Annotated in this window: 16 protein-coding genes; 11 read left to right on the top strand and 5 right to left on the bottom strand. The window is 55.9% G+C overall.

Annotated features, from left to right (window positions below; translation table 11 throughout):
• Nucleotides 1-95: 95 nt before the first annotated feature.
• The 9 genes from ndk to der all read left to right on the top strand — a co-directional run bounded on the left by ndk (nucleotide 96) and on the right by der (nucleotide 9,653).
• Nucleotides 96-521 carry a nucleoside-diphosphate kinase gene (gene ndk / locus ACU6TU_RS04090; protein WP_100819427.1) on the top strand — a complete coding sequence of 142 codons (426 nt, stop codon included), beginning with the start codon at nucleotides 96-98 and terminating at the stop codon, nucleotides 519-521.
• Between the two features lie 88 nt (nucleotides 522-609).
• Nucleotides 610-1,797 (top strand): 23S rRNA (adenine(2503)-C(2))-methyltransferase RlmN, encoded by a 1,188-nt coding sequence (gene rlmN, locus ACU6TU_RS04085; protein WP_447143309.1) that lies wholly within the window; start codon nucleotides 610-612, stop codon nucleotides 1,795-1,797.
• A gap of 176 nt (nucleotides 1,798-1,973) precedes the next feature.
• Nucleotides 1,974-2,648 carry a type IV pilus biogenesis/stability protein PilW gene (pilW, locus tag ACU6TU_RS04080; RefSeq protein ID WP_447143308.1) on the top strand — a complete coding sequence of 225 codons (675 nt, stop codon included), beginning with the start codon at nucleotides 1,974-1,976 and terminating at the stop codon, nucleotides 2,646-2,648.
• 49 nt (nucleotides 2,649-2,697) lie between these two features.
• Entirely contained in the window at nucleotides 2,698-3,846 is a 1,149-nt protein-coding gene (locus ACU6TU_RS04075) for a RodZ domain-containing protein (protein WP_447143307.1), read from the top strand.
• An 8-nt stretch (nucleotides 3,847-3,854) separates the two neighbouring features.
• Nucleotides 3,855-4,967 (top strand): flavodoxin-dependent (E)-4-hydroxy-3-methylbut-2-enyl-diphosphate synthase, encoded by a 1,113-nt coding sequence (gene ispG, locus ACU6TU_RS04070; RefSeq protein WP_447143306.1) that lies wholly within the window; start codon nucleotides 3,855-3,857, stop codon nucleotides 4,965-4,967.
• Nucleotides 4,968-5,050: 83 nt separating this feature from the next.
• Nucleotides 5,051-6,352 (top strand): histidine--tRNA ligase, encoded by a 1,302-nt coding sequence (hisS, locus tag ACU6TU_RS04065; protein ID WP_447143305.1) that lies wholly within the window; start codon nucleotides 5,051-5,053, stop codon nucleotides 6,350-6,352.
• Between the two features lie 48 nt (nucleotides 6,353-6,400).
• A complete protein-coding gene (locus tag ACU6TU_RS04060) occupies nucleotides 6,401-7,060 on the top strand; it encodes a YfgM family protein (protein ID WP_447143304.1) in 660 nt (219 codons plus the stop codon).
• Nucleotides 7,057-8,253: an outer membrane protein assembly factor BamB gene (gene bamB / locus ACU6TU_RS04055; RefSeq protein WP_447143303.1), complete on the top strand. Its 1,197-nt coding sequence runs from the start codon at nucleotides 7,057-7,059 to the stop codon at nucleotides 8,251-8,253. The genes ACU6TU_RS04060 and bamB overlap by 4 nt, the downstream gene beginning before the upstream one ends.
• The gene (gene der / locus ACU6TU_RS04050) at nucleotides 8,250-9,653 is read left to right on the top strand and encodes a ribosome biogenesis GTPase Der (protein ID WP_447143302.1); all 1,404 of its coding nucleotides are present in this window, start codon (nucleotides 8,250-8,252) and stop codon (nucleotides 9,651-9,653) included. Before bamB ends, der begins: the two co-directional genes overlap by 4 nt.
• On the opposite strand, the gene ACU6TU_RS04045 is transcribed toward der, so the two are convergent.
• The gene (locus ACU6TU_RS04045; protein WP_447143301.1) at nucleotides 9,654-10,523 is read right to left on the bottom strand and encodes an ATP-binding protein; all 870 of its coding nucleotides are present in this window, start codon (nucleotides 10,521-10,523) and stop codon (nucleotides 9,654-9,656) included. It lies immediately after the preceding gene.
• Between the two features lie 124 nt (nucleotides 10,524-10,647).
• On the opposite strand from ACU6TU_RS04045, the gene ACU6TU_RS04040 reads away from it, so the two are divergent.
• The gene (locus tag ACU6TU_RS04040; RefSeq protein WP_447143300.1) at nucleotides 10,648-11,451 is read left to right on the top strand and encodes a M48 family metallopeptidase; all 804 of its coding nucleotides are present in this window, start codon (nucleotides 10,648-10,650) and stop codon (nucleotides 11,449-11,451) included.
• Between the two features lie 33 nt (nucleotides 11,452-11,484).
• A complete protein-coding gene (locus tag ACU6TU_RS04035) occupies nucleotides 11,485-11,742 on the top strand; it encodes a hypothetical protein (protein ID WP_447143299.1) in 258 nt (85 codons plus the stop codon).
• Nucleotides 11,743-11,817: 75 nt separating this feature from the next.
• Here ACU6TU_RS04035 and aroE read toward each other — a convergent pair whose 3' ends face one another.
• The 4 genes from aroE to dprA form a co-directional block, all read right to left on the bottom strand.
• The gene (aroE, locus tag ACU6TU_RS04030; RefSeq protein ID WP_447144176.1) at nucleotides 11,818-12,636 is read right to left on the bottom strand and encodes a shikimate dehydrogenase; all 819 of its coding nucleotides are present in this window, start codon (nucleotides 12,634-12,636) and stop codon (nucleotides 11,818-11,820) included.
• Nucleotides 12,637-12,652: 16 nt separating this feature from the next.
• Entirely contained in the window at nucleotides 12,653-13,582 is a 930-nt protein-coding gene (hemF, locus tag ACU6TU_RS04025) for an oxygen-dependent coproporphyrinogen oxidase (RefSeq protein ID WP_447143298.1), read from the bottom strand.
• A gap of 55 nt (nucleotides 13,583-13,637) precedes the next feature.
• Nucleotides 13,638-14,195 (bottom strand): L-threonylcarbamoyladenylate synthase, encoded by a 558-nt coding sequence (locus ACU6TU_RS04020; RefSeq protein WP_447143297.1) that lies wholly within the window; start codon nucleotides 14,193-14,195, stop codon nucleotides 13,638-13,640.
• 79 nt (nucleotides 14,196-14,274) lie between these two features.
• Nucleotides 14,275-15,426: a DNA-processing protein DprA gene (gene dprA, locus ACU6TU_RS04015; RefSeq protein WP_447143296.1), complete on the bottom strand. Its 1,152-nt coding sequence runs from the start codon at nucleotides 15,424-15,426 to the stop codon at nucleotides 14,275-14,277.
• Between the last annotated feature and the right edge of the window lie 53 nt (nucleotides 15,427-15,479).

The following is a 15,479-nucleotide window of genomic DNA, read 5'->3' as shown; positions in this document are numbered from 1 at the left end:
CAGCTTTCGAGTCATCTGCTGCTGACTTATTTTCCTATGCCGCCCTGGTCATTCAGGGCGGCGATTTCTGTTATAGCCTTTTCCAGGAGAACTCCATGGCGACTGAACGCACGCTTTCTATTATCAAGCCCGACGCTGTAGCAAAGAACGCAATTGGTGACATTATCGCCCGCTTTGAAAAAGCAGGCCTCAAGGTTGTAGCGGCAAAAATGCTGCACCTTTCTGAAGAGAAAGCGGGCGGTTTTTACGCCGAGCATAGCGAGCGTCCTTTCTTTAAAGACCTGGTGGGTTTCATGACCTCCGGCCCAGTTGTGGTTCAAGTGCTTGAAGGCGACGACGCAATTGCCAAAAACCGTGATCTGATGGGCGCTACCAACCCCAAAGAAGCGGCACCGGGCACGATTCGTGCAGATTTCGCGGAAACTATCGACGCAAACGCTGTCCATGGTTCTGACTCATCGGCAAGTGCCGAGCGTGAAATTGCCTATTTCTTCGGCAACGACGAAATCTGCCCGCGCTAAACAGGCAGACAAGCGCCGTTTCAACGCCTGTTGCCGGCCATTTCCGCGGGAGCCTGAGCTCCCGCCTCTTTTATGAACGCTGACCAACATGACCACCACTGCTGTCCAATCTACTCCCGCTGCTTCGTCACAAGCGCCTGTGCAAAAGCCATCGGCTGAAAGCACGCCAGAACGCCAGAACCTGCTCGGCATGTCACGCGAACAGATGGAGGCGTTCTTTCTGGCCATTGGCGAAAAGAAGTTTCGCGCCAGCCAGATGATGAAATGGATTCATCATGAAGGTTGCGACGACTTCGCGGCCATGACCAATCTTTCCAAACCGCTTCGGGAAAAGCTCACCCGAGTGGCCGAAATTCGTGGCCCCGGGGTTATTTACGAAGGCTCTTCCAAAGACGGAACGCGCAAATGGGTATTGGAAGTCGAAGATGGTAGCTATGTCGAGACCGTTCTCATTCCAGCGGATAACGGCAAGCGCCGCACCCTGTGTGTTTCCTCCCAGGTTGGCTGCTCGCTGGACTGCAGTTTCTGTTCAACCGGCAAACAGGGGTTTCAGCGTAACCTGACGGCCGCCGAGATTATCGGCCAGGTCTGGGTGGCACAGCGCAGTGTCGGGCCGCGCAAAGATTCAGGCAACCGCCCCGTGACCAACGTGGTCATGATGGGCATGGGCGAGCCGTTGCTGAATTACGATAATGTCGTACCCGCCATGAAGCTGATGCTTGATGATAATGGCTACGGTCTGTCCAAGCGCCGCGTTACGCTATCAACGTCCGGCGTCGTACCGATGATAGATAAACTGGGTGACGACATTGACGTCAGCCTGGCCATTTCGCTACATGCAGCCAACGATGACTTACGCAGCGAGCTGGTACCGCTCAACCGCAAGTACAATATCCGCTGCCTGATCGACGCCTGTCACCGCTACCTTTCAAAGTGCGCCGACAACCGCCTCGTCACCATCGAATATACCTTGATCAAGGACGTCAACGATCAGCAGCAGCATGCTGAAGAGCTGGCAGCGCTACTCGACGAGTTGCCCTGCAAAATCAACCTGATTCCGTTTAACCCGTTCCCCCATTCGGGTTACGAAAAACCCTCGCGCAACCAGTGCATGCGTTTCCAGCAATGGCTTTATGACCTTAAGCACACGGCGACCATCCGTACCACTCGCGGGGATGACATTGATGCGGCCTGCGGCCAGTTAGTCGGTCAGGTGAAAGACCGTACCAAACGTCATGCGCGTTATATTCAGTCCATCCAGCTGGATGCAGATTAAGCAGATAACCGGAGTGCCCACATTCATGCTTCGCCGGGCATTGTCTTGACTTACGCCAGGTACGGCGCTTTGATGGACACGTTTTGAGCCATCATGTTGTATTGAGGATATCGATGATACGTCGACGCAGATGCCATCGTTCCCATCCGGGGGCACTGATAACCATGCTATTGATAATGCTTTGGCTATCTGGCTGTGCCTCAAATAACGGGCTCACTTCTCAGGAACAACCTGAAGCGGCAAATGCTTACACGCGGCTTGGAGTGGCCTATCTGGAGCGCAGCAATCTACCTCGCGCCCTGAATGCGCTGACCCGAGCACTCGAGATCGCCCCTGACCATGTTGAAGCCTTGCAAGCGCTAGCATTGGTCTATCAGCAACAGGGCGAAATAACGCTTGCTAATGAATATTTCCAGAAAGCGCTACAAGAAGCGCCGGACTTTACCCAGGCGCGTAATAACTATGCAGCTTTCCTCTATGCACAGGAAGATTATAATCGTGCCTGCGAACAATTGGGCATTGCCTCTGAAGACGCGCAATACCCACGTCGATCACAACTATTTAGCAATCTAGGTCAGTGTTATATTGCGCAGAATAATATTGACCAGGCACGCACTTCATTTCAGCGTGCACAACAGATAGATCCGCGCTATGCGCGCAGTTATTACCTTTTAGCCGAGTTAGAGTTTTCACAGGGCAATCTTTCTCAGGCCTGGCAGCCGCTGCAAACGTATCTGCAGCTTGCCACTCCGAACCAAGAGGCACTGGAAATGGCCATCGACATAGCCAACAGCCGTGGCGACGAGGCGATGGCTGCCGACTATCGACGTCAGCTGGGTCAATTTAATTAGTGTTGCCTGACACCCTGTTCACCGCTTATTTATTGAAGGATGCTCAGCCATGAGCGATACATACACCTCAGAACAGCATGATCAACCGTTCACCATGTCACCGGGTGAGCAGCTGAAACGTCGCCGTGAGCAGCTTGATATTTCTTTGGAAGAGGCTGCCGATGCCTTGCATCTACGCCCGGCTGTTATTACGGGTCTTGAGCATGATAGTTACGACGAAATTCCGGTTCCGACCTACCGTCGCGGGTATCTGCGCGCTTATGCCAGATACCTGGATATCGATGAAGGTCCCGTACTCGACGCCTACAAAGCCCGCAACGGCACTCAGGAAGCCGATCGCAAGGTAACGCCTGTATCAATCAGCAGACCGCCTTCGCGGCTGGGCGCTCTGCTTTTCAAACTGGTCACCTTACTGGTCATTATCGGGCTTATCACTGTTACCGTCATGTGGTGGCAAAGCCGAGGCGGCAGCACGCCACCCGGGCTTGAAGACACGGGGCAACTATCAACTGCCGGCTCCAGTGTTTCTGCCAGCAATGTTTCTACCGGCAATGTTTCTGACAACAACGTTTCTGACAACAACGTTTCTGACAACAACGTTTCTGACAACAACGTTTCTGACAACAACGTTTCTGCCGACAATGTTGCTTCTGATAGCACGGCGGATCGCTCAACAGACAGCGCAGCCAGGAACGGCCAATCTGGCAGCGCTGATACCGCCAGCAATGAGGCTTCTGAGCGCAACGCTGCGACAATGGAAGCCGCATCGGACGAAGATGACGCGTCAACAGCTGATGCCGGTGTTCAGGAAGATGACGCAGCCGCCTCAGCCTCCTCAGAGACGACAGCAGCCGATGAAACCGCGGCTGATGAAACTCCACAGGATGACGCAGCTGTTGCCGCCACAATACAAGATACGACTGATGCAGAAGAAACCGCGACCGCTGACGAGTCCAACGCGCGCCTTGAGCTGACCTTCAATCAGCAATCCTGGACGGAAATTTTTGACGCCACCAACCAGCGTGTTTTTGTTGGCCTCCAGGAGCCCGGCACATCTGCCACCGTAGAGGGTGAGCCGCCCTACCGGCTGACAATCGGCAACTCAACGGGCGTTGAACTGCGCTACCGTGGTGAAGTGGTCAACCTGCGTGAACGCGCGGGTGCCAATAACGTTGCTCGCTTTACTTTAGGAGAGTAGATCACCATATGCATGCCCCATCCCCGATCAAACGTCGCCACTCGCGCCAGATTCATGTCGGTCATGTCGCTGTCGGTGGCGACGCTCCCATTTCCGTGCAGAGCATGACCAATACCAACACATTGGATGTCGCAGCCACCGTCGCTCAGATACGCCAGTTGGAAAAGGCAGGTGCCGACATTGTGAGGGTTTCGGTGCCTGATATGGAGGCGGCAGAAGCGTTTGGCAAAATCAAGCGCGAGGTTCAGGTACCGCTGGTTGCCGATATTCATTTTGATTACAAGATTGCCCTGCGCGTGGCCGAGCTGGGTGTTGACTGCTTACGCATCAACCCAGGCAACATCGGCCGGGAAGAGCGCGTCCGCGCGGTTGTTGGCGCCGCCCGTGATAACGGCATTCCGATTCGTATCGGCGTGAATGCAGGCTCTCTCGAAAAAGATCTGCAGAAAAAGTATGGCGAGCCCACCCCAGCTGCCCTGGTGGAATCCGCCATGCGCCATATTGACCACCTTGATCGCCTTGATTTCCAAGAGTTCAAAGTCAGCGTCAAGGCCTCTGATGTTTTTATGGCCGTGGCCGCTTACCGTGACCTGGCAGCCCGTATCGAGCAGCCTTTACACCTGGGCATTACGGAAGCGGGTGGTTTGCGTTCCGGCACGGTCAAATCCTCGATTGGGCTTGGCATGCTGCTGATGGATGGCATTGGTGACACCATTCGTGTGTCACTGGCGGCGGACCCGGTAGAAGAAATCAAAGTTGGCTTTGATATGCTCAAAAGCCTGAAGCTGCGCGCCAAAGGCATCAACTTCATTGCCTGCCCAAGTTGTTCGCGCCAGAATTTTGACGTCATCGACACAATGAACCAGCTTGAAGAACGTCTTGAAGACGTCATGACCCCTCTTGATGTGTCTGTCATCGGCTGTGTGGTCAATGGCCCTGGGGAAGCCAAGGAAACCGATATCGGCCTGACCGGTGGCTCACCTGCCAACCTGGTCTATATCGATGGCAAACCCGCCAGCAAGTTGCGCAATGATCATCTGGTCGACGACCTTGAGCGCATGATTCGCGACAAGGTTCGCGAAAAAGAACAGCGCGAACAGAATACGATTGCCCGCAGTTAATACCTTGCAGCAGATCGCCAAGCCCCTCACCCAAACACTGCCCGCATTAATACAATATGCCTGTGCAAGACAAGGAGTTATCTTTGAACCAGCCTGCTGCCAAGCCTGTTAAAAAAATCCAAGCCATCCGGGGCATGAACGATCTTCTGCCCAACGACAGCCCGCACTGGCAGTTCTTTGAAAACAAAGTCCGCCAATTGATGGCGCGTTACGGTTTTGATGAGATCCGTACGCCGATTGTCGAACAGACCGCCCTCTTCGCCCGCTCCATCGGCGAAGTGACCGATATCGTCGAAAAAGAAATGTATACCTTCGAAGACCGCAACGGCGACAGCCTGACCCTGCGGCCTGAAGGCACGGCCAGCTGCGTGCGGGCGGCCATGGAGCACGGCCTGCTCCACAACCAGACCCAGCGCCTGTGGTATCAGGGGCCAATGTTCCGTCATGAACGCCCGCAGAAAGGTCGTTATCGTCAGTTTCATCAGGTTGGGGTAGAAACCTACGGTTTTGAGGGCCCTGATATTGATGCCGAGCTGATTCTTCTCTCTGCGCGCCTATGGCAGGAACTGGGGTTAATGGAACATGTGACCCTGGAGCTTAACTCACTGGGTTCCAGCGAAGCCCGTGCTGCCTATCGTGATACGCTGGTTGACTACTTTGAACAGCATCGCGACGTGCTGGATGAAGATTCCCTGCGCCGCCTGAACAGCAATCCGCTACGTATACTGGACTCCAAAAACCCCGCCATGGCGGAGATGCTGGAGAATGCGCCGCGCCTGATGGATCACCTGGATGCTGAGTCCCAGGCCCATTTTGAACAGCTCAAGGCAATGCTTGATGCGGCTGGCATTGAGTATGTGATCAACCCACGGCTGGTACGCGGCCTGGATTATTACTGTCGCACCGTGTTCGAGTGGACAACAGACGCCCTTGGTAGCCAGGGCACAGTTTGTGCGGGTGGCCGCTATGACGGTCTGGTCGAACAGCTCGGCGGTAAACCCACTACTGCCGTCGGTTTTGCGATGGGCATTGAGCGTCTGATTCTGCTGCTCGACACCCTCCAACTAGTGCCAGACGAAGCCCTCGGTGGCTGCGATATTTACCTGCTGCCGATGGATGATGCGTCAACCATTGCAGCCCTGACACTGGCAGAACAGCTACGCAGCGATTTGCCCTCACTGCGTTTGCAGCTGCACTGTGGCGCAGGCAGTTTTAAAAGCCGGATGAAGAAAGCGGATAAAAGTGGTGCTTCAATCGCTCTCCTCATCGGCGAAGATGAACGCTTGGCTGGCGAAGTCACGCTCAAGTTCCTACGCGCAGAGCAGGAACAGCAACGCCTTGCTCAAGCGGCATTATCCGATACGCTGAAAACACTGATTTCCTGACCTGAGCGCCAAGACGCCAGGACAGATGAATGAATAAGGAGGCCGCCCGTGGCGGAGCTGAGAACTGAAGAAGAACAGCTGGATGCTATCAAACGCTGGTGGAAAGAGAATGGAACCTCGCTCATTGCTGGCGTTGTGATTGCCGCAGCGGGTGTCTTTGGCTGGAACGCCTGGCAGAACTATCAGGATAACCGTGCAGAAGCCGCCTCCATCCGTTATCAGGAGCTGGTCAACCTGACTGCCGGAGATTCGCCGGATGAAGGCCAGCTGGCACAAGCGCGGACGCTGGTCACTGAAATCAGCGACGAATACGATGGCACCCTGTATGCCGAACTTGCACTGCTGCTTGATGCCCGCCTGGCCGTTCAACAGGATGACATCAGCAGTGCCAAGGAAGCGCTGGAAGGCGTGGCGGATGATTCCTCCCGCCCCTATGTGCAAAGTCTGGCTCGGCTGCGCCTGGCTCGGTTGGCGGTTGCCACTGATGACCCGCAGGGTGCACTGACATGGCTGGATCAACCGATTGTGGATGCATTGGCCGCCCAGCGTGATGACATCCGTGGCGACGCTTATTTTGCACTCGACCAACAGGACGAGGCTCGCGACGCCTGGCAAAATGCCCTGACGCTGGCTCAGGAACAGAGCCAACCCCTTTACGGGGTACAACTGAAGTTGGATGACCTCGGCACCAAGGAGACTGCACTATGACCGCTCAATCGTGTTTACTTCAACCACATTCACGCCCACGACTGTCACGCGTGCTGCGTTTGACATTAGGGGTGAGCATTGTCGCATTGGTTGCCGGTTGTGCCAGCAAAAGCGAGCCGTTGTACACGCCTAAAGAATTGCAGGCCTTCAATGAAACGGCAATCCTGGATGAGCGCTGGGATACTCGTGTCGGCGACGGTTTTGGCCGCGCCAACTATCCGATTGCACCTGCCCGTGACAGTAATACCCTGTTTGCGGCCGATGCCAATGGCATTGTCGCGGCTTACAACGCTGATAACGGCCAGCGCCAATGGCAGATTGACCTGGACAAGCCGATTTCCAGCGCCCTGAATGCCATTGCAGAAACCCTTTACCTGGGCACCCGCAACGGCGAAGTGCTGGCGCTCGACCAGACAGATGGCAGCGTTAAATGGCGTTCGCGGGTTTCCAGTGAAGTGCTGGCCGCTCCTCAAGCCAACCAGCAATTGCTGATTGTGCAAAGCACTGATGGCCGGGTTACCGCCCTGAACCGCTCTGACGGCAATACTGTCTGGACCTACAGCAGTTCACTACCGGCTTTGACACTACGCGGTACTGGTACACCACAAACCATTGACCCAGTCACCTTTGCCGGCTTTGCCAACGGGCGTCTCGCGACGCTTGATAACCGTAATGGCCAACCCCTTTGGGAAAAGCAGATTGCGACTCCCCGCGGGCGCAGCGATGTTGAACGTCTGGTCGATCTTGCGGGACAGCCAATCATCACCCCGGATGGCCGTATGTTCGTCACCAGTTATAACGGTCGCGTAGTCGCCCTTGAAGCCCTGCGTGGCGAAGTCTTATGGGAACGTGAAATTTCCAGCCGCCATACGCCGGTTCTGGTCGGCGACCTTCTTTTTGTTGCCACCGACGAAAGTCATGTCGTCGCCCTGACGGCCGATAATGGCCAGGAAGTCTGGCGCAACCGTGACCTTGAAGGCCGTTGGATTACCGCACCAGCCTTCGCGGGTGGCAACCTGGTCTTCGGCGATTTCGAAGGCTATCTTCACCTGATCAATGTCCGTGACGGTGAACTGGTCGGACGCACTGAAATTGACGATTCCGGCATCAGCGTTCGCCCGGTTACCGAAGGCAGCACCATTCATGTTCAAGCCGACAACGGTCGGTTGGAAACTCTGGAAGTCACTCAATGACACCTGTGATTGCCCTGGTTGGCCGCCCCAATGTGGGCAAGTCAACCTTGTTTAACCGTTTGACCCGCTCCCGCGATGCGCTGGTGGCAGACTTTCCTGGCCTTACCCGTGACCGCAAATACGGTAACGGCATGCTGGGTGGCAAAGCTTACACAGTGATCGACACCGGCGGTATCAGCGGTGATGAAGAAGGCATTGATGCCGCCATGGCTGAGCAGTCGCTCGCGGCCATTGATGAAGCGGATATTGTACTCTTCATGGTGGACGCCAGAGCCGGGTTGAACGTGGCCGATGAAGCCATCGCCAACCACCTGCGCGTCAACCAGAAAAAAACCTGGCTGGTGGTCAACAAGACTGACGGACTGGAAGAGCATTCGGCAATGGGCGATTTCTGGGCCCTTGGACTTGGCGACCCGTGGCCGATTGCGGCTGCCCACGGCCGCAACGTATCGACCCTGATTGATGCCGTACTGGCACCGTTTCCTGAGCGTGATGAAAGCATACCGGCCGATACCGGCACCAAGGGGATCCGCATCGGCGTAATCGGGCGTCCCAATGTCGGCAAATCGACACTCGTCAACCGCCTGCTGGGCGAAGAGCGAGTCGTTGTATTTGATGAAGCCGGCACCACCCGAGACGCCATTGAAATCCCCTTCGAACGGCGTGGCAAACCTTATGTTCTGGTGGACACCGCCGGGGTAAGACGGCGCAAGAATGTTCGTGAGATTGCCGAAAAGTTCTCGATCATTAAAACTCTGGATGCCATCAAGGAATGCCACGTTGCCATTATGGTACTGGATGCGCGCAACGGCCTGGTAGAACAGGATTTACACCTGCTGGACTACGTGCTGACCACAGGGCGTGCCCTGGTGCTTGCGGTCAATAAATGGGATGGACTGGAACAGGAAGCGCGGGAAAAAATCCGCACCGAGATCAAGCGTCGCCTGGGCTTTGCCGATTACGCCGAACTGCATTTTATTTCAGCATTGCACGGCACAGCCGTGGGCGACCTTTACCCGTCGATAGAACGTGCATTTAATGCCGCTAATGCGCACTGGTCAACCAATCGACTGACCACGCTGCTTCAGGATGCGGTTAGCCAGCACCCACCTCCGATGGTGCATGGCCGACGGATCAAGTTGCGCATGGCTCACCAGGGTGGCAGCAACCCGCCGATCATTGTCGTACACGGCAACCAGACCGAATCACTGCCGGAAGCCTATCGCCGCTTTCTGATTAACACCTTCCGCAAAGTGCTCAAGGTTCGCGGAACGCCCATGCGTTTCGAGTTCCGTTCGGGTAATAACCCGTATGACCACATGGCAGGCGCCAGCGACAAGGAAAAAGCCAAGAAACGCGAACTTAATCGTACCAAGGAAGCACGCCAGAAACGTCGTTAATCAAGCATCGGCATGTAAGCGTTTCCGCCCGACCCACTGCGTTGCAAACTGCCAGGCGGCTCGTCCGCTTCGCCCGCCGCGCAGTGTGGCAAAACGCACCGCTTCTGCGCGCGCTTCTGCGTTCCAGTCAGCGGTACTTCCCAAACGGCTTACCCAGTGGCAACAGGCTTCCAGATAGACATCCTGATTAAACGGATGAAACCCCAGCCAAAGGCCAAAGCGGTCTGACAGGGAAATTTTTTCTTCGACCGAATCTCCATGATGTAGCTCTTCACCGACCCGATGAGATGCTTCATTTTCAGACATGGATTCTGGAAGCAGATGGCGCCGGTTGGACGTTGCATACAGCAACACGTTCTCAGGCGGCCCGGTGAGCGCACCATCCAGCACGCTTTTCAGTGCTTTATAGGCATCGTCATGCCCTTCAAACGACAGGTCGTCGCAGTAAACGATAAAACGCTGCGGGACATCACGCAGCGCTTCTACCAGCGTTGGCAGGCTGTACAGGTCATGGCGGTCAACCTGAATCATACGCAGCCCCTGGGCCGCCAGCGAGTTGAGTAACGCACGCATCAAGGATGACTTGCCGCTCCCTCGCGATCCCCATAGCAGCGTATGGTTAGCCGGAAATCCCTGCAGAAACGCCTGCGTATTATCGATCAGGGCCAGCTTCTGGCGTTCAATTCCCAAGAGGTCATCCAGCATCAGCGCATCTCTGGGCGGCACCGGCACCAAGCGCCCACCCAAGGGGTGCGATTGCCATAAAGCGGCAATGTGAGCCTCCCAGTCGACCTGCTCGGGTACCGGTGGCAACCAGTGTTCGACACGCTCCAGCAACTGCGCCAGACGGCGGGTTAATTCAGTATCCATAACAGCCTCTTTTCAAGATGTTTACTCACTTCATGATATCCGTTGCGTTATCCTTGAAGGGAGATGACAATTCAACATTCACTCTATTCAGGGGTGGACCCGTTTTCGCTACAAGGACATGTTTATGCGTTGGATTAACTTACTCGCCATTGGCACCCTGTGCGCTTCGCTGGCTGCGTGCTCAACATCACCCACTGGTCGTTCGCAGTTACTGCTATTATCGGAAGATCAGCTTAACCAGATGGGCCAGCAGGCATTCAGCCAGTACCAGTCCGATCTTCCAGCAGCCGGCGCTGCCAGTCAGCGTTATGTTCAGTGCATTACTCAGGCGATTGTGGCAGAACTCCCCGCGGAACAGCAGCAAATCAACTGGCAGGCCAAGGTATTCGAGTCTGAACAACCCAACGCTTTCGCCCTGCCCGGCGGCTATATGGGCGTTAACAGCGGCATGCTCAACGTTGCCGTCAATCAGGATCAGCTGGCCTCGGTTATTGGCCATGAGATTGGCCACGTACTGGCCCGCCATGCCAACGAACGTGCCTCAACCAAGAGTGCCACGCAGATGGGGCTATCGATACTTTCCAGCACTTCAGGCATGCAAACGCCCGGTGGCCAGCAATTAATGGGGGTGCTCGGCATGGGGGCTGAGTATGGCATCATCCTGCCCTTCTCGCGTAAACATGAGAGCGAAGCCGACATCATTGGCCTGGAACTGATGGCCAGAGCAGGTTTTGACCCACGTGAAAGCACCGCCCTGTGGGACAACATGCGACAAGCCTCCAGCGGCGGCCAGCCGCCCGCCTGGATGTCGACCCACCCAAGCCACGATCAACGTATCGATGAGCTGAGTGCCAACATGCAAGGCCCAATGGCAATTTATCAGCAAGCCAGGCAGCAAGGTCGGACTCCCAACTGCCCGCGCCCGTAAGTACGATCATTTTTCATCGACATTAGGAACGCTATGATTCGCCTCGGATTGTTACTACTGATTTTGCCACTCATGATACTGATGGGTGTCTATTTCTGGGAGCTCAATGACGTTCGTACGTGCCAATTGGAAGGCGGATACTGGAACTACCTGCTAGAGGCATGCCGTGAAACACCTCAACCCTTTGTGCCATGGGTTGAGCGTGCGCCACTGCTGGTCAACGGTGGAATGCTGGTGTCGGTGTTTGGGCTTGTGTTAACCATGGTCGGATTTTATAAAAAGCGGCGTTAGACTGTTTTAATAACGCCATGCTTTAAGAACGCCATTGCCCGTCAATTCAATCGACGGGCAATGGCTGGCAAGCGGCTAATAGTTAAGCGACTGTCGCAGCGCCTCTCGAACAGGCGTGGTATCCGGGCGGACATTGCGCCACAAAAAGAAGGATTCCGCAGCCTGCTCAACCAGCATCCCCAACCCATCCAATAAGCGTGCCCCACGCGGGCCAGCCCAGCGCAGAAAAACGGTCGGATCTACGTCATACATCATATCGTAGGCCCATGCCCCCTTGGCAAAAACGTCTTCTGGCAAGGGCGGCACATCACCACCGAGGCTTGCACTGGTGCCGTTAATCACGACATCAAATTGCCCCTCGACCGCCTCAAAGCCACCGCCAGCAACCCGCCCCAGATCGGCAAAGTCGCTAGCCAGTGAAAAGGCTTTATCGGCGGTACGATTCGCGATAAAAAGCTCACTGGGTGAAGCGGCTAACAGGGGTTCTAAAACACCCCGTACTGCGCCACCGGCACCCACCACTAGGATGCGCTTACCTTCCAGGGCAACACGGTGATAGGCCAGGTCTCGCACCAGGCCAACGCCATCGGTGGTATCGCCGTAAAGGCGCCCGTTACCGCCCACGATCAGCGTGTTCACCGCGTTGGCTCGCTGTGCACGATGGCTTAACGTATCGCAAAGTGCCACCGCCTCACCTTTAAAGGGCACAGTGACATTGGCCCCTCGCCCGCCTTGCGCCGTAAAGGCCTGCCAAGCGTCAGCAAAGCCATCAAGCGGTGCTTCTATCGCCGAATAATCCAGGGATTCTCCCGTTTGATGCGCAAATTCCGCATGAATCATCGGTGATTTTGAGTGGGTTACCGGGTTGCCGAACACGGCATAGCGATCCGTCATCATGAGACTCCTGATCTTATGGATTAACGGGGAAATCACCCAGCCAGTCACGCGGGCGAAGGAATTCGTCAGTCAAGCGCGCCTCAGGACTCCCAGGCGCGGGTGTATAGCCATACTCCCAACGGGCCAGTGGCGGCATCGACATCAGAATGGATTCTGTTCGACCACCGCTTTGCAATCCAAACAGTGTGCCTCTGTCCCAGACCAGATTGAACTCCACGTAGCGTCCACGCCGATAAAGTTGGAATTCGCGCTCCTGCTCACTCCAGTCATCCTCCCAACGACGTTCAACAATCGGGACATACGCGCTCAGAAAACTGTCCCCCACGGCACGCTGAAACGCGAAGCAGTGCTCAAACCCGCCGGTATTCAGGTCATCAAAGAAAAGACCGCCCACGCCTCGGGTCTCGTTGCGATGTTTCAGGTAAAAGTAGTCATCGCACCACTTTTTATAGCGCGGATAAACGTCATCGCCAAACGGCTGGCAGGCTGCCTGCGCTACCTGATGCCAATGCAAGACATCTTCCACTACCGGATAAAAAGGGGTGAGGTCATAGCCTCCACCAAACCACCAGACGGGCGGCTCGCCGGCTTTTTCGGCAATAAAGAAACGTACGTTTCCGTGGCTGGTCGGCACATGTGGATTTTTCGGATGCAATACCCAGGAGACGCCAACGGCATGGAACGCCCGGCCCGATAGTTCTGGCCGGGCGGCAGTGGCTGACGGAGGCAGTTCTGTGCCATAGACATGGGAATAGTTAACGCCGCCTTTCTCAAACACAGCGCCGTTTTCAATCACTCGGGAACGACCACCCCCGCCTTCTTCACGAACCCAGCTTTCTTCTTTGAACTCGGCCTGGCCATCCACCCTGGCCAGCCCTTCGCATAGCCGATCCTGCAGATCCTGCAGGTAACGTTTAACATCATCCAGGTGCTCGTGAGCCAAGAGATGCTCCTCACGTTTTGTGATTGATTTGAAAAACAACGATCACGATTGAACGCTAGACGCGCAAGACGTCACCGCTAACCAGATCGCGAATGGTACTGGGGCGCGGACTATCGCCAAGCGCGCCCTCGACGATGGCTCCCAACTCGTCGCCAAACAGCGCCTTCACTTCATCAGATGACATGGCAGCAGGCTCGCCCGCATGGTTCGCCGACGTTGAGACCAAAGGCCCGCCAAAGGCCGTGCACAGCGCTTTCATCACTGGATGCGCGGTGACACGCAATGCCACACGCTGATGAGCCCCACGCACCAATGCATGACTGCGCCCATTATCAGGCACCAGCCAGGTATTGGGCCCTGGCCAGCTCGCCACCAGCGGCGCGTGCAACTCCATCGGAAGACCCGCTAGCCAAGGCTGCAACTGGTCTATCGAAGCGGCGACCACAATGACCCCTTTCGCCGGATCACGCTGTTTAAGGCGCATCAGGTGTGCCAGTGCCTCGTCATTATCCGGGTCGCAACTCAACCCCCAAACCGCTTCTGTGGGGCATGCGACTAATTGCCCTTTACGCAGAGCGTGCACCGCTGAAGGTATATCAGGCGCCATCGACATGAATTCTCCTCATGAACTTTCCTCATGAACTCACCTGGTGAGTAAGTTGGGCAGGTAAAAACACACTAATAATATCCTATCATGGCCGTGGTACTCGCACCCATCCCCCTGAACGTTGCTCGACCCACCCCTCCAATTCCAGCATTAAAAGGCGCTGCTGACACTCTCCCACGGATATGTCCGCCAGTTGTACCAGTCGGTCAATCGGGGTTGGCGTTTCACTCAGCTCGCGCAATAGCTCATCGGGAATCACCTCTTCTGCGGAACTCACAGGGAGTGATGGCTGAGCGGGAAAGTGGCCGGAAGCAGCCGATTCGCCCTGATCTGTCTCAATCGGCACCGGTGGCATAAAGGTCTCTGCCCAATGCTGGAGTTCATCCAGAATATCGCTGCTACTGCGAGCCAGGGTGGCCCCATTACGTAACAGATGGAGGCAGCCATGGGCTTGCAGGTTATGGACAGAGCTTGGAATGGCAAACAGCTCTCGCCCCTGCTCAAGCGTCAGCCGTGCGCTCACCAGCGAGCCGCTTTTCTCAGCGGCCTCCACCACGAGTGTCCCCAGGGAAAGCCCGGTTACGATACGATTGCGACGCGGAAAAAAGGCGGGCCTCGCCTGAGTCCCTAATGGGTGTTCTGCCAATACCAGACCTCCTGGCATCTCACTCAAACGTTGGTAGAGGTCACGATGACGAGCAGGGTAGATCACATCTATACCACTCGCCAGCACGGCAATGGAGGCACCGCCTGCTTCCAGGGCGGCTCGCTGAGCCAGGCCGTCAACGCCCAGCGCCATACCGCTGACAACACACCAGCCACGATTTGCAAAATCACGGGCAAACGCCTGGGCATTCTGCGCACCTTCGGAGGTCGGATGACGGGTCCCCACCATCGCAAGCCCAGGCAACGCGAGCGCGCCAAGGTCACCCTGCGCCCACAAAACCGCTGGTGGATCGGCAATCTCATTCAGTAACGCAGGCCACAAGGGGTGGCCACGATACAAAAGCATGCGCTGCGGGCTTGATGCCTCCCAAGCCAGGTTTTGTTCGACCAGGGTTTGCAACGGGCTTCGGGTGGGGTGATCCAGCCATAAGCGCAGTTCAGATGCCGCCTGGCTCGGCAACAACGCCAGCCAACCTTGAGGCCATTCGGGCGCCTGTTGAGCCAGTTTGGCAATCCGCTGCGCGCCCAGCCCCGGCAAAGCATTCAGCACCAACCACTCGGTAGCTTGCATGACACCTCCTTGTCATTAACACGATCTTCCTTGAGTTCATATTAGGGTCTGCT

Source organism: Halomonas sp. LS-001 (assembly GCF_052983955.1).
The sequence above is the reverse complement of the archived record's forward strand: the minus strand, read 5'-3'. Positions and strand labels throughout refer to the sequence as shown.